A 13,635-nucleotide genomic window follows, 5' to 3' on the forward strand; every position below is an offset into this window, starting at 1 on the left:
CTCACCCACCTCCGACAAATTTTACGAGCTCCAGCCTGTCGCCATTTTGAACAGGTGTAGATGTAAATGTATTTTTATCAAGTATTTCGCCGTTTTTTTCTACAATGATGAATCCGGGATCGAGGTTCAGTTCCTGAAGGAGATCCAAAATAGTTTGCAAGTGATGCGGAACAGACTTTTCCTGGCCATTAATCATCAGCTTCATCATCATCTCTCCTTTCAAAAAATGTCTGATAGGCTTCAAAATAATCACGGGATGCTTTTAAAGGATGACTGGCATCAAAAATCCCGGACATTACCGCCAGGCCAGCTGCCCCTGTTCGGGAAATTTGCTCAATATGGTCAGGTTTGATCCCGCCCACAGGAATGACGGGAATGGAAACAGCTTGCACAATTTCTTTCAGGGCGTCTATTCCTTTTGCTTTTAAACCGGATTTGCTCATGGTCGGAAACACATGGCCGTAAACGATATAATCAGCTTGGGAGTGAACACCTTTTCTCGCCCCGTTGAGGTCATGGACAGAACGCCCGATCATAAATTCTGGAAACGATTGTTTAACTGCTTCAACCGGAAGAGAACGTTCTCCTAAATGGACTCCCTTTGTCCCGGATACTAAGGCCAGATCTGCTCTGTCATTGATGATGATTTTGTCTGCGGGAACCCCTTCTTCAATGATCCGCTCAATCATACGAAATACCGTCAGGGGAGATTTTTGTTTTTCCCGTATATGGATAAAGTGGATATATGGATGAATGTCCCGGAATAGAGTGACGAGTTCATTTGAGTTCCATTGATCGTTAGATATAAGGTGAATGCCCCTGCACATCACCAGATCTCCTCACTGAGCATTTCCCAGTCTTTTATGACCGGCCAATATCCCTTTTCTTTGAGCAATTGTTTTATTTCTTCCACCGATCGGCCGTCAGACAGTTCAAACTGACTGTTTTTCCCGCTGCTTGCTTTAGCATATCCCCCGACCGTTGTTGAAGATTCAGCAGACATTTTCGTTACACCGAGAGGAATGAGGTGGTTCCTGAGCTGTGGCGATTCCCTGGTGGATAGGGTAATCCCTGACCGCGGCATAAACAGGCGATAAGCAAGGATCGATTGTACAAGGTTTCGATCTGTTACATGTACATTTGGCTGGAAACTGCCCAGGTGGGGCTTCAAACGCGGAAAAGATACACTGATTTCTGTATCCAGATACTTTTTTTGTAAATATTGGGCATGCACCCCTGTAAAAAATACTTCTTTTCGCCAATCATCAAGTCCGAGAAGAGCACCAATATTGACACTTCTCATTCCTGCCATACATCCCCGTTCAGGTGTGTCCAGCCTGAATCGGTAATTCCGCTTTGGCCCTTTCACGTGTATGTCCTTGTAAATATTTTCATTGTAAACTTCCTGATACACCGTCAATCCATCACACCCTGATCGAATCAGCGTTTTGTATTCTTCAGTTTGTAACGGCTGCACCTCAAGTGAAATAGAAGAAAAATAATTAGCCAGAAGTTGCGTTGCTTCATTTAAATATTCAACAGGTGCGTGAATTCGGGATTCGCCAGTGAGCAGGATGATATGTTCAATGCCCTTGTCTTTGATTGCTTTCGCTTCTTTCTCGATATCATCAAGAGTCAACTTTGTTCGGGGAAATACATGGTCGAAACTAAAACTGCAATACTTGCATTTGTTCACACAATAGTCTGATATATAAAGGGGAAGAAACAGCTGCATGGTTCGTCCAAAGTGCTGTACGGTCAGCTGATGGGCTTTCTGAGCCATTTCTTCCAGATACCCTTCGGCAGCAGGGGAGAGGAGAACGAGAAAATCCTCATGATGTAATGGCCTTGTCCTGGCCAGCACCTGTTCCACGTCCGCAGGTTGAATTTGCATAAACATTTCTTCAAAGGGAAGATGTTTTAAATCCGTATATACGTCAAAGAAACTCAAAAAAATACCTCCTTAACCGGACAGAGTTGCGCCCGGGCCATTTAATTCGATGAATGTAAAAATCCGGTGAGTGGTGATGATGCATTAGCCATTTGTGAGGTTGGACCGATACCCGCAACATAGCCCCGACGTCCTGCAACAACGGCTTCATGAAAAGCCTGAGCCATTTGTACTGGATTTTTTGCAGTGGCAATCGCCGTGTTAACCAGTACAGCATCTGCCCCCATTTCCATTGCTTCAGCTGCATCAGAAGGCCTCCCGATTCCTGCATCAACAATGATGGGCACTTCCAGTTCATCAATCATGATTTGAATCATCTCTTTCAGACGAATGCCTCGATTGGAACCAATCGGAGCGCCGAGGGGCATAACGGCAGCGGCACCCGCATCCTGTAATGCTTTTCCTGCCAGCAGATCAGGATTCATATATGGAAACACCTCAAATCCTTCTTGAACCAGTGCTTTTGTAGCTTTAATCGTCTCATAGTTATCTGGAAGCAAATATTTCTGATCGGGGATGACTTCGATTTTTATCCAATTTCCTAAACCACTGGCTTTTGCCAGACGGGCAATCCGTATGGCTTCTTCTGCATTTCTGGCTCCTGAAGTATTTGGCATAAGCTGCACATGACCGGGGATGTCATTTAAGATATAGGGATCTTCTTCATTCAGATTTACACGTCGAAGGGCAACCGTGACCACTTCTGCATTCGAGGAAAGAATCGCCTTTTTCATCACCTGGTGATCCGAAAATTTACCCGTCCCTACAAAAAGTCGACTAGTTAAGGTTTTATCTCCAACCGTCCACTGTTCATTCATGATGGATCAACCTCGTTTCCAGAACTGACCGGCTCTGGCATTATAGAAGAATTCCAATTTTCCAGTCTGTACGCCATTTCCCAGAATTGAAGTTCATAATAGCTGCTGATCAGGAAGTTTTCTTTCATGCGTCTCCGTTCGTTTTCTCCTGTCTGTTCGGCAATGACATTCAAACGAACTATTTGTTCGTCTACAAGTTTTTTAAACCATTTCGTTCCATACGTTTGAATCCATTCCTGGTAAATCGGTTCTTCTGGTCTGGCCCCTTGAAATCGAATGCCGATATCATAATAGAGCCAGTAGCAGGGAAGAATAGCAGCGATGATATTTCCGAGATGACCGTTGTAAGCCGCTCTGAACAAATGTGAAGTGTAGGCATAAGCTGTCGGTGATGGACGAAAGTTCGTTTTTTCTTCATCCGTAATGTTCAATAGCTTTGTAAATTTTTCGTGAAGTTTATGTTCGGCTTCATAGGTTCCACAGGCGTGCTGAGCCATCCGAAAGGTCGTATAAAAATCCTCACTTCTGGCCCCACCCAGCGACTGAACTCTGGCAAACTGGTTTAGATAATAGGAGTCTTGCAGTACATAGTAGCGAAAATTTGTCAGAGGTAAACTCCCGTCCGCAATCCCGGTAACAAAAGGGTGACGGTAACTGGCTTCCCAATAGGATGCAGCCTCTTCTTTCAAATGATCTGCAAATGTCATATCAACAACTCCTTTTTGAAATGGTATATAGATTGGATTTCTTTCCGCAGGTTGAGAGAGAGGAGGACCGTATCCGGGGATTATGGAATAAAAAAACCACTTCCAGGTATGGAAGTGGTTCAGTCTGATGATACGTCATGAGTAGAAAAGGAGATATTTACGTATATCCGAACCCTTCCACTTCCCTACGCTAGTACGAACTAGATCAGGTTGTGAGGGTTGAGACAGGTGTCTCTCTCAGCGCTTCAAAAGCGCACCCCTAGTGGAAAGAAAATCCTTTATTCGCTTTTCATTTTTACCATACATCATAATTGGAAAAATCGCAAGGGTTTTTTAGATGATCAAAATGTTAAGGTGATGTTCGCATCCCTGGCGAAGTTTAAAAATGTAGCTGCACCACCAACATCGGTTCCTTCCACGAACTGTTCCTTTTCCAGGTTCATTACATCCATAGTCATTTGACAGGCTATCATTTTCACATCCAGTTCCTTTGCCATGCTGACAAGCTCCTCAATCGGAGGAACATTAGCTCTCTGGAAGCCTTCCTGAAAATGTTCCGTGCCGGCTGGCATAGGCAATTTTTTGTGGGCATCTTTGTGAATGAGGTTGAGTCCTTCAAAGGTAAAGAATATACCGACTTCGGCATCAATAGATGCAGCTGCTGTTGCGATGTTAAACACTTTATATGCATCAAATAAGCCACCATTTGATGCAATAATGGCTACTTTTGTCAAACGATTTTCCTCCTTATTTCGTTTTTTCGGTTGGTCCTTTCCAGTCGTTCATTCCAGGCACAACATTTTTTACATGATGAAATCCCTTTTCTGTTAATTTTTGTGCAGCCAGATCACTTCGATTGCCTGTCCGGCAAATAACATGAATCGGTTCTTCTTGATTTAACTCTTCAAAGCGTTCTTCCAGTTCTCCTAAAGGAATATTGATGGCACCAGGAATGTGGCCAAATGCGTATTCAGCCGGCTCACGCACATCCAGAACCGTGATCTTTTCTTCCCCTTTAAGGTTTTGCAGCAATTCATCAAGGCTGACAACTTCTCCATGTTTGGTTTCCGTTTTTTGTTCTTCCTGGCTAACTTTGCGGATATAGTGCTTAATGATTTCCCCTTCTTCAATGGAACCGATGTATTCGTGTCCGGTACTTTCTGACCAGGCTTTTAAGTCAGCTTTTGAACCTTTATCGGTGGCCTGAATTTCCATGACTTCCCCCGGTTCAAGATTGTTGATTTCCTTTTTTGTACGGATAACTGGCATGGGACATGTTAATCCTTTACAGTCCACTACCCTGTTTACTGTAACTTGCATGGAGATCCTCCCTCTTGCATCAGTGATTTCACCTGAAAAGCAGCTATGTTAAGCGTCTGTTCATAGCCCACAAACGGCCCGCCGACAGTCTGGACATCGTCGTCATAGGTTTTGGCCCACTGATTGAAAAATTGTGTTTTTTGATCCATTTCAATCTCCTCACTTTCACGTCTGATCATATCAGAAAATGTTCTCAGAGATTCTCTATCGTTCAGAAATTGTTTTGATGAAAAAATAGTGCAAAACGTTAAGAGAGTATCTTTGATCTAAAAATAATGGTATCTATGTATGATTAGAAAACACTTTTTCTTTCTGTGAGAATATGATAAAATTGAAACGCCGTAAAACATACTAAATATATCGGAATTATTGGTATTAGGAGGCTGGGTGTATGGGGACGGAGTTTATTGATCTGTTTAATGAATGGTCAGATTCATATGACCGGACCGTTCAGGGTAAAGACCGGGAATACCGTGAAGTGTTTCACGATTATGATCGGATACTCAATGAGGTATCCAGAAGGGTAAAGGGAACAGTTCTTGAATTTGGGCCAGGCACAGGAAACCTGACATTAAAATTACTGGAATCAGGATGTCAGGTGAAGGCGATTGAACCTTCTGTTAAAATGATAGAAAAAGCAAAGGAAAAAATTTCTGATTTTGAAATATATCAGGGGGATTTCCTCCATTTCCCTGAAGTTAATTCAGTGAATGGCATTGTCAGCACCTATGCCTTTCATCACTTGACGGATCAGGAAAAGGAAAAAGCCCTTCGACGGTATGGAAACATCCTTCCATCTGGAGGGAAACTCGTGTTTGCAGACACCGCGTTTGTAAGTGACGATCACAAAACATACATGATTCAGAGAGCAGAAGAAAATCAGTACCACAATCTGGCCAGGGACTTAAAAACGGAATACTACACAACTCTTCCAGTGCTGGAAAAATTGTTCCGCAATTGCGGGTTTCACATATTTTTTCAGCAGCTTAATAAATATGTGTGGCTGATGGATGCCACTAAAAAATAATTCAGGGAGTGATTTTGAATGACAAAAAACATGAATGTAGAAAGCTTTAACCTCGACCATACAAAAGTGAAAGCGCCCTATGTGCGCCTGGCGGGAAAAACAGAAGGAAAACATGGTGATGTGATTTATAAATACGACATTCGCTTTTGCCAGCCCAATAAGGAACATATGAAAATGCCTGCGCTTCATTCGCTGGAACATATGATGGCGGAATTCAGCCGCAATCATCATGACGGCGTCGTAGACCTGAGTCCCATGGGCTGTCAGACCGGATTTTATCTCTCGCTGATCAATGATTCGGACTATAACCGGGTGCTGGAGCTTCTGGAAACTACGCTGAAGGATGTACTGGAAGCCGACGAAGTGCCAGCCTGTAATGAAGTGCAGTGCGGTTTTGCTGCCAGCCACAGCCTGGAGGGCGCGAAAGAGCTGGCCCGCAACATGCTGAAAAAACGAAATGAATGGACAGAGGTATTTGCATAATGGCATACGTCAAAAGTGTTCAGGAACTGATTGGGCAAACGCCGATGATCGAAATCACAGAGTTCCCTCTACCTGATGGTGTACGTATTTTTGCAAAGCTGGAGTATTTTAATCCCGGAGGAAGCATCAAGGATCGGCTCGGGAAGAAACTACTGGAACATGCGCTTCATACAGGTAAGCTGAAGAATGGCGGAACCCTGATCGAACCCACAGCAGGGAACACCGGGATTGGCCTGGCACTGGCAGCCATCGGATGGGGCATTGATGTGATCTTTGTCACTCCGGAAACATTCAGTCAGGAAAAACAGACATTAATGCGTGCGCTGGGAGCAAAAGTGATTCATACACCTGCGGAAGAGGGGATGTCAGGAGCTATCAAAAAGGCAAAGCAGCTTCTGAAAGCAATCCCTGATTCCTATTGTCCCCACCAGTTTGCTAATCCCGCTAACCCAATGACCTATTATGAAACCCTTGGCCCTGAAATCATGGATGATTTGAACGGTCGGGTGGATATTTTCGTCGCCGGTGCCGGAACCGGCGGCACTTTTATGGGAACAGCACGATATTTAAAAGAGAGGAATCCGTCAATAAAAACAATCATCGTTGAGCCTGAGGGCTCTATACTAAACGGCGGTGAGCCTGGTCCTCATGACACTGAAGGAATCGGTATGGAATTTTTGCCGGATTATATGGATCCATCCTATTTTGATGATATTTATACGGTTTCTGATACAGCAGCTTTTCAGCGGCTGAAGGAACTTGCTCGGAAATGTGGTCTTCTTGTTGGGAGTTCTTCAGGTGCTGTATTTGAAGCCTGTCTTCGCGAAGCCGAAAAAGCCAGACCGGGAACGAATATAGTCACGGTTTTTCCAGATTCGAGCGAACGGTATTTAAGCAAAAACATCTATGAAAAAACGTTTTAAGGAGCGATGGAATATGAGAAAAAAGACGAGACTGATTCATGGGGGAATCAGTGGGGATCCTTCCACAGGTGCTGTCACCGTCCCCATTTATCAGGTGAGCACTTATAAACAGGATGGAGCAGGTAACCACAGGGGGTACGAATATTCCCGGACAGGCAATCCTACCAGACATGCCCTTGAAGAACTGATTAAAGATCTGGAAGGCGGTGTTCGGGGATTTGCCTTTTCTTCCGGGATGTCGGCCATCACATCAATTTTTATGCTGTTTTCAGCTGGAGATCATATTGTCATGACGGATGATGTCTATGGCGGTACGTACAGGTTGACGGCCAGGGTCATGAACAGGTTTCAGCTGGATGTTTCCTTTGTGGACACCAGTTCCGTAGAAAATATTCAAAAAGCTATTCGTCCTGAAACAAAGGCGATTTATGTGGAAACGCCGACTAACCCTCTGCTAAAAATCACCGACCTGAGAAAAGCTGCTGATCTGGCACGCAAGCACAATCTTTTGCTTATTGTGGATAATACGTTCAGTACCCCTTACTGGCAGAACCCGCTGGAAAACGGAGCAGATATCGTTGTTCATAGTGCTACCAAATATCTTGGAGGACACAGTGATGTGGTTGCTGGTTTAGTGGCCGTGAAAGATCAGAAAATTGGAGAAGACCTTCATTTTATTCAAAATTCGACAGGTGGCATCCTTGGACCTCAGGATTCATACTATCTTATTCGTGGTATCCGAACACTGGGGGTTCGAATGGAGGAAATCGAGTCTAATACGAGAGAGTTGGTTGAATTTTTGCAACATCATCCTCTTGTGAATAAGATTTATTATCCGGGCCTGAGGGAACATCCGGGCCATGATGTCCACGCGTCCCAGGCAAAAGGTTTCGGAGGTATGCTCTCCTTTGATGTAGGAAACGGCGAACGGGCAGAACAGGTACTGAAAAAGGTGCGTTATTTTACTCTCGCTGAAAGCCTCGGAGCGGTGGAAAGTCTGATATCCGTGCCGGCAAAAATGACCCACGCCTCTATACCAAAAGAACGCAGAGAGGAGCTGGGCATCACCGATGGTCTGATCCGTTTATCTGTTGGTCTGGAAGATATAAGAGATCTTATAGAGGATCTGGAACAGGCACTACATTCAGTTAGCTGAGGGGAAAAAACAGTTTTTAGAATTGAAAAAGCAGGAGGAGAAGGGATGCATTCCCTTCAGTCTCCTCCTTTTTATAGGAATCACCAGGGTTCATAAGGAAGAGAACCAGGCGGTGAATGCTGAATCATATCAATAATAGGAACGGCATAGGCAATAATTGACAAAAGTATGGACAGCCCAACCCATACCGACCATCTTTCCAGAATTTTTGGCGGACGCTGCGCTTTTTCATAAACTTCGCCAATGGGATATTCAATGACTCGATCTGTTCTGGGAGCAATAAACATAAGATGAAACGCCATATAAACAAACAGCAGCATAGCGATGGTTAATAGAGCACCGCCAACAGCAATTACATAATAGTACGGAATCCATCCTAACGCGACTTCATGGTCGCCGTAAGTTGAAAAACTGGATCTTCTTGGTGCTCCTAATAAGCCAACAATATGCATGGTCCCGGATAAAAGAACCATGCCAGCTGCCCAGATGATGGCCTGAATAATACCCAGACGATTCATAAAAGGGGTTAACTTCCGTTTGGACAGCACCGGAATGAGCCAGATCGAAATCCCGAAAAAGGTAAGTACTACGGATGATGCCAGGGTCATATGGAAATGTCCGGTGACAAACCACGTATTATGAACGGTTGAATTCATCTGATAGCTTGCCAGTACCACTCCTCCTGCACCACCGACGATAAAGATCACCATAGCAACAAAAGGGGCAAAGAAACGGGCATCTCCATAAGGCAATTTTTTTACCCAGCCAAAGAGTCCTTTTGCTCCCTTTTCCCTTCCGGCTAATTCAAACGTTCCAATCAGTGAAAAAGCCGTTAACAGAGATGGGACAATCACCGCCATCGTCAGAACAACCTGAAGATATTTCCAGAATGACTCAATTCCCGGCTCGTTTAACTGATGGTGGAACCCTACGGGTATAGAGAAAAGGATAAACAATAAGAAGGTTAAGCGGGGAAGGGCACTGCTTAAAATTTTCCCGCCTACGATCTTTGGAATATTGACATACCAGTACACATAGGCTGGAAGCAGCCAGAAATAAACGAGGGCATGACCAAAATACCAGAAAAGCGTACGGCTTAATGTTACATCCACCCGTTCTACAAGACCAAGTGACCATGGAATCAACTGGAAAACGACCTCAATAGCCACAAATAGAGAAGCATGGATCCATAGAATCATAATCGCAACAGCCATAAATGCAAATAGGGGAGACTCCTTCCCTTTGTTCCGTTTTCGCCATGAACCGTAATTGGTGAAAATCCCTGCTCCGCTAATCCAGCTTCCAACAACAAGAAGGGCTAAGCCGAAGTAAAAAGTGGGCGACGCTTTTAAAGGTGCGTAAAACGTGTATAATACAGTTGCTTCATTTACTAAAATGGCATAGGTAGCCATAATGGATCCGATAACCATCATGATATAGCCGATCCATCCGAGAACTCTGGCTGCAGGAACAAGACGGCCGTCCATTGTTTTTGCTACACCAGAGTAAAGAAAACCAATGATGAATATGGTCGTAAATACCAGTGCCAGCAATACGCCGTGTGCTGTCAGTAGTTGATAATAACCCAGCTGAACCGGAAGCGTGATTAACCCGGCGCGCTGAAGGGTCTGAAACAGTCCGGCAAGGATACCCAAAAACAGGACAAAAAAAGCAAAACCAAGGTGATATAAGATCAGCTTGCGATCGGGTTCCTCAAAGGAAAAATCGGAAAGGGGAACAAGACTACTTCCAAATCCGCGTTTCGTATTTACCATGAATTATCCTTCCTTTCAGGTGCTTGTATTTTCGGGATCATAAACGATAATTCTTCCTTGCATCAACTGGTGCCCGGTACCGCAGTATTCGTGGCATAAAAAAAGATGCTCACCGGGTTCATCAAAGGTGTATGTATACTCGGTGACATGTCCGGGAACAAGCATGAGATTGATATTCGTATTCGGCACGTAAAGACCGTGGACGACATCTTTAGAAGTTGCTTTGAAATGAATTTTTGCTCCCAGTGGGACTCGGATTTCTCTTGGTTCATAACTAAAGATAAACGAGGTCATAATCACTTCATACTCATTTGGACCAGTTTGATATACACCCGGCTGATCAAAGGGCGGATATATATCAATGGTTTCTGGATTGGCTGTTTGTTCTAAACTGTCCGGGGGATGGATCCCCATGCCAAAAGCTAATATACCTAAAATAATTAAGAAAATAATAAGTGATCCAATGCCAATATTCATCCATATCCGCTCATAGCGGGGCATATCCATAGTAATCCCTCCTGTCTTTCTTCTACATCCGACTTAAAAATATGGAGAAAAGGGTAATCCAGAACACCAGAATAATGGCGCCAATGATCAGTACTGAAACAAAAGTACCCTTTAAATCTTCATCTTTATCCGGAGAACTTCTTCCCAGATCATCTTTTGTTACCATATTCATCCCTCCTCAATAGCTAATATGAGCAACTAGATTGCTTTTTATTCCATTGTTGTTTCATTCCATGTTTGAATTAAGAAAGATTCGGCACAAACAGATTCAAAATATAAAAGATTGTCGGATTCATCTCTCCTAAAAAATAATAAAGGGTTGCTGCGTTTACGCAGCAACCCTGTTCATGATTTTCTAAAGCAATCTGGCCATATAATATTCATCCACATACTTCCCACTTATCCATAGCGAGTCTCTCTTAACCCCCTCTACTTTAAACCCCATTTTTTTATAAAGGGCTATGGCAGCGTCATTATGGGCAATTACGGTGAGTTCCAGCCGGTGCAATCCTTTCTTCTGAGCCCAGCTGAGCAATGTCTGAAACATTTTTGTTCCAATTCCTTTGTTCCGATAATCCTTCAATAGACCTGCCACGAGATAGGCGGAATGACGATTTCTTCGGGCGAGACCTCCCATTGCCATGACATAACCGATCAGTTTCGAATCATCTTCTGCAACTATAATCGTAGAGTTTTCCTGAGATTGTACAGTTTTTATTTTTTGGTTTATTCCCCGTGCATCCAGAGATCTTTCTCCGCCTTCATAAAGCATAAAATCGGATTCTTTTTCTATCCGAAGAATCAAATCAGCAAGCATCTGGTCGTCTTGCTCACATACGTGACGAATGTTCATGTTTACTCCTTCTTTCTATTTATCTTCAATCAACAGGTTGTTTAAGGCCTGGTTTGTTTTATGTATTTCCAGATTTAATTCCCTGTTCTGGTTTACATGATTCTGAACGGTCGCTGTTATTTCTTCAAGAGAAGCAGTGGACTGTTCAAGGACGGCAGCAAATTCATTGACTGACGTTTCGATAGAGTGAGTATCTGCTCCGATTTGTTTCGCCAAATGTTCAAATGAGTGAATCATGGATGTTAAATTTTTCATTGATGTATCTATGTCATAAAAAATGGTTGCCGTGTTTTCTGTGACTTTCATATTTTCCTCCATCTGCTCGGCAATCATAGCCATCTGTTCTTCTGTCTCTTCGTTATAATTTTTGACTCCGTTGAGTTTTTGAGAAATATCTTTTGCGGTTTTTTCTGTCGTTTCCGCGAGTTTTCGAATTTCATCTGCTACAACAGCAAATCCTTTTCCCTGTTCTCCGGCACGGGCAGCTTCAATAGATGCATTGAGAGCAAGCAGGTTGGTCTGTTCAGTGATTTCCTGAATAGACGATAGAAATTTTACCGATTCGTCTATATTTTTGCTTAATATTTTAAAATCACTTGCCATTTGGTAAAGGGACTCTTGAAAATGTTCCAGATTGGTTTTCAGTGTTTCGGAATGGATGCGTCCCTGTTCTACACTGGCGGCAGACTGGTCTGTCTGAGAAAGGATAGTTACAGCACTGTCAAGCATTTCTTTAATCCGCCTATTGGTATTTTCAACCGATTTCCTGATATGGTCAATGGATTCTGTCTGGGACTGGGTTCCAGATGCCACCTCTTGAATCGCTTCATTCATTTCTTGATAAGACTGGTGACTGGCTGAAGACTGGCTTTCGATGCTTTTCATGCTGCTGCGAATGACGCCGGTTTGTTCTTCGATATTTCTTCTTTGATGTTGTTCTTTTTCTAGATTTTTCGATACATCATCCTGCAGCTGCTGAATCTGTTTATGGAATTTAGCAGATATCCGTTCCTGTAAAATCAGTACCATAGCGGTTAAAGCAAATACAAGCAAAGCATTTGAAAGCTTTAACTCCAGAGATGGAATGATGAAGGGGTATGCAATTAATAGTAAAGCGCTTAATCCAATTCCTGTCCATAAAATCGGACGTTCAAGATAAAGAGCAGACATGGCCAACAATAAATACAGAAGAGCAATATTTTGCACACCGGGATTTAAAAACATGATCGCAGATAAGAGAAGAGTCAGTCCGATAATCCCGTAGTAGGGGAGAATCTTAGTTCCTTTTCTGAAATAATGAAGAAGTCCAAATGAAGCAGTGATCACACTTCCGCCGATAGCAATGGTTAGGATAATCTCAAGCGGCCGCTGGATCACAATGTCGACGATGGTTGCCAGAACCGTTGAAACAATAAGCAGTATAAACATGAGCTGATTTTTTGACCGGAAATTTTCCAGTTCCATTTTTTCTTTCGCATTCATTTTACCTTTCCCCCATTTTGAAAATTTAGATGATTAAAAATATATTTATATACTATTTATCGTCCCGACTCGAAAGTTGTTTACGGTTTGCAATGATAAAGTCCTAGCGATAAATCCGTCTATGGTCTGATGAACATTCATGCTGGCTGCCGTTATAGCCCAGGGGGTTCAAGGCTATAATGAAAGCAACACATAAAAAGCAGGTGATGAAAATGGTCGAGGTTACCGAAGAGAAGGAAATGTCTGAAAAATAACCGATGAGATGTACAGATAAAAAAAGGAGTGAAGTTGAATGACGGTTAATCAGTATGAACTGGAGCAGATGATTGTTGAACATAAAAACAAGGCCAAAGAGGCTGAAAATCATCATGATTTTGTTCATCATTCTAAAAAAAATGAACAGTCCCGTGATAGTCTAGATCAATTGCGAATGAACCGAGAAATAAAATCCAAAATTTTGTGAGGTGATCTCATGTTCTTAATCAGCGAATATGTTCTTATAAAAGAAGTTGAAAAAAAGCGGGTGAAGTAAGGAATGATGACTATTCCAAGAAGCAGCCGAATAATGATGCCCAAATAATAACCTTCTGTTTCTTACAATCGTAATTGCGAATAATAAGAAACAGGAGGTTA

18 protein-coding genes and 1 riboswitch are annotated in these 13,635 nt (G+C 43.0%); of the genes, 5 read left to right on the plus strand and 13 right to left on the minus strand.

Going from position 1 to position 13,635, the window contains the following annotated elements; genetic code table 11:
• Position 1: 1 nt before the first annotated feature.
• The 8 genes from thiS to EDD68_RS15265 all read right to left on the minus strand — a co-directional run bounded on the left by thiS (position 2) and on the right by EDD68_RS15265 (position 4,975).
• On the minus strand, positions 2-205 hold the full coding sequence (gene thiS / locus EDD68_RS10725) for a sulfur carrier protein ThiS (RefSeq protein WP_132372283.1): 204 nt from the start codon (positions 203-205) through the stop codon (positions 2-4).
• On the minus strand, positions 189-827 hold the full coding sequence (locus tag EDD68_RS10730) for a thiamine phosphate synthase (protein ID WP_132372284.1): 639 nt from the start codon (positions 825-827) through the stop codon (positions 189-191). Before EDD68_RS10730 ends, thiS begins: the two co-directional genes overlap by 17 nt.
• On the minus strand, positions 827-1,951 hold the full coding sequence (gene thiH / locus EDD68_RS10735; RefSeq protein ID WP_132372285.1) for a 2-iminoacetate synthase ThiH: 1,125 nt from the start codon (positions 1,949-1,951) through the stop codon (positions 827-829). The genes EDD68_RS10730 and thiH overlap by 1 nt, the downstream gene beginning before the upstream one ends.
• A gap of 41 nt (positions 1,952-1,992) precedes the next feature.
• On the minus strand, positions 1,993-2,769 hold the full coding sequence (locus EDD68_RS10740) for a thiazole synthase (protein WP_132372286.1): 777 nt from the start codon (positions 2,767-2,769) through the stop codon (positions 1,993-1,995).
• Positions 2,766-3,476, minus strand: a complete 711-nt coding sequence (gene tenA, locus EDD68_RS10745; protein ID WP_132372287.1) for a thiaminase II — start codon at positions 3,474-3,476, stop codon at positions 2,766-2,768. The genes EDD68_RS10740 and tenA overlap by 4 nt, the downstream gene beginning before the upstream one ends.
• A 165-nt stretch (positions 3,477-3,641) precedes the next feature.
• Positions 3,642-3,747, minus strand: a riboswitch (TPP riboswitch).
• Between the two features lie 70 nt (positions 3,748-3,817).
• Positions 3,818-4,210: a DsrE/DsrF/DrsH-like family protein gene (locus EDD68_RS10750; protein WP_132372288.1), complete on the minus strand. Its 393-nt coding sequence runs from the start codon at positions 4,208-4,210 to the stop codon at positions 3,818-3,820.
• A 13-nt stretch (positions 4,211-4,223) separates the two neighbouring features.
• Positions 4,224-4,796 carry a sulfurtransferase TusA family protein gene (locus EDD68_RS10755; RefSeq protein ID WP_132372289.1) on the minus strand — a complete coding sequence of 191 codons (573 nt, stop codon included), beginning with the start codon at positions 4,794-4,796 and terminating at the stop codon, positions 4,224-4,226.
• Entirely contained in the window at positions 4,781-4,975 is a 195-nt protein-coding gene (locus tag EDD68_RS15265) for a hypothetical protein (RefSeq protein WP_165902148.1), read from the minus strand. Before EDD68_RS15265 ends, EDD68_RS10755 begins: the two co-directional genes overlap by 16 nt.
• Positions 4,976-5,187: 212 nt before the next feature.
• On the opposite strand from EDD68_RS15265, the gene EDD68_RS10760 reads away from it, so the two are divergent.
• Genes EDD68_RS10760 through EDD68_RS10775 form a run of 4 tightly spaced genes read left to right on the plus strand, consistent with a single transcriptional unit; the run spans position 5,188 to position 8,385 of the window.
• Positions 5,188-5,823, plus strand: coding sequence for a class I SAM-dependent methyltransferase (locus tag EDD68_RS10760; protein ID WP_132372290.1), 636 nt, complete (start codon positions 5,188-5,190; stop codon positions 5,821-5,823).
• An 18-nt stretch (positions 5,824-5,841) separates the two neighbouring features.
• Positions 5,842-6,306, plus strand: a complete 465-nt coding sequence (locus EDD68_RS10765) for an S-ribosylhomocysteine lyase (protein ID WP_132372291.1) — start codon at positions 5,842-5,844, stop codon at positions 6,304-6,306.
• The gene (locus tag EDD68_RS10770; protein WP_132372292.1) at positions 6,306-7,229 is read left to right on the plus strand and encodes a PLP-dependent cysteine synthase family protein; all 924 of its coding nucleotides are present in this window, start codon (positions 6,306-6,308) and stop codon (positions 7,227-7,229) included. The genes EDD68_RS10765 and EDD68_RS10770 overlap by 1 nt, the downstream gene beginning before the upstream one ends.
• Positions 7,230-7,242: 13 nt before the next feature.
• On the plus strand, positions 7,243-8,385 hold the full coding sequence (locus tag EDD68_RS10775; RefSeq protein WP_132372293.1) for a bifunctional cystathionine gamma-lyase/homocysteine desulfhydrase: 1,143 nt from the start codon (positions 7,243-7,245) through the stop codon (positions 8,383-8,385).
• An 80-nt stretch (positions 8,386-8,465) separates the two neighbouring features.
• On the opposite strand, the gene EDD68_RS10780 is transcribed toward EDD68_RS10775, so the two are convergent.
• The 5 genes from EDD68_RS10780 to EDD68_RS10800 all read right to left on the minus strand — a co-directional run bounded on the left by EDD68_RS10780 (position 8,466) and on the right by EDD68_RS10800 (position 13,002).
• Positions 8,466-10,160 (minus strand): b(o/a)3-type cytochrome-c oxidase subunit 1, encoded by a 1,695-nt coding sequence (locus EDD68_RS10780; protein WP_132372294.1) that lies wholly within the window; start codon positions 10,158-10,160, stop codon positions 8,466-8,468.
• 15 nt (positions 10,161-10,175) lie between these two features.
• Entirely contained in the window at positions 10,176-10,667 is a 492-nt protein-coding gene (locus tag EDD68_RS10785; protein WP_132372295.1) for a cytochrome c oxidase subunit II, read from the minus strand.
• Between the two features lie 22 nt (positions 10,668-10,689).
• A complete protein-coding gene (locus tag EDD68_RS10790) occupies positions 10,690-10,833 on the minus strand; it encodes a cytochrome c oxidase subunit 2A (RefSeq protein WP_243646841.1) in 144 nt (47 codons plus the stop codon).
• A gap of 189 nt (positions 10,834-11,022) precedes the next feature.
• Entirely contained in the window at positions 11,023-11,520 is a 498-nt protein-coding gene (locus EDD68_RS10795) for a GNAT family N-acetyltransferase (protein ID WP_132372297.1), read from the minus strand.
• Positions 11,521-11,535: 15 nt separating this feature from the next.
• Positions 11,536-13,002, minus strand: coding sequence for a methyl-accepting chemotaxis protein (locus tag EDD68_RS10800; RefSeq protein ID WP_132372298.1), 1,467 nt, complete (start codon positions 13,000-13,002; stop codon positions 11,536-11,538).
• Positions 13,003-13,294: 292 nt separating this feature from the next.
• On the opposite strand from EDD68_RS10800, the gene EDD68_RS15270 reads away from it, so the two are divergent.
• Entirely contained in the window at positions 13,295-13,465 is a 171-nt protein-coding gene (locus tag EDD68_RS15270) for a hypothetical protein (RefSeq protein WP_165902149.1), read from the plus strand.
• Positions 13,466-13,635 lie beyond the last annotated feature (170 nt).

This window comes from Melghiribacillus thermohalophilus (assembly GCF_004342905.1).
GTDB lineage: Bacteria > Bacillota > Bacilli > Bacillales > Alkalibacillaceae > Melghiribacillus > Melghiribacillus thermohalophilus.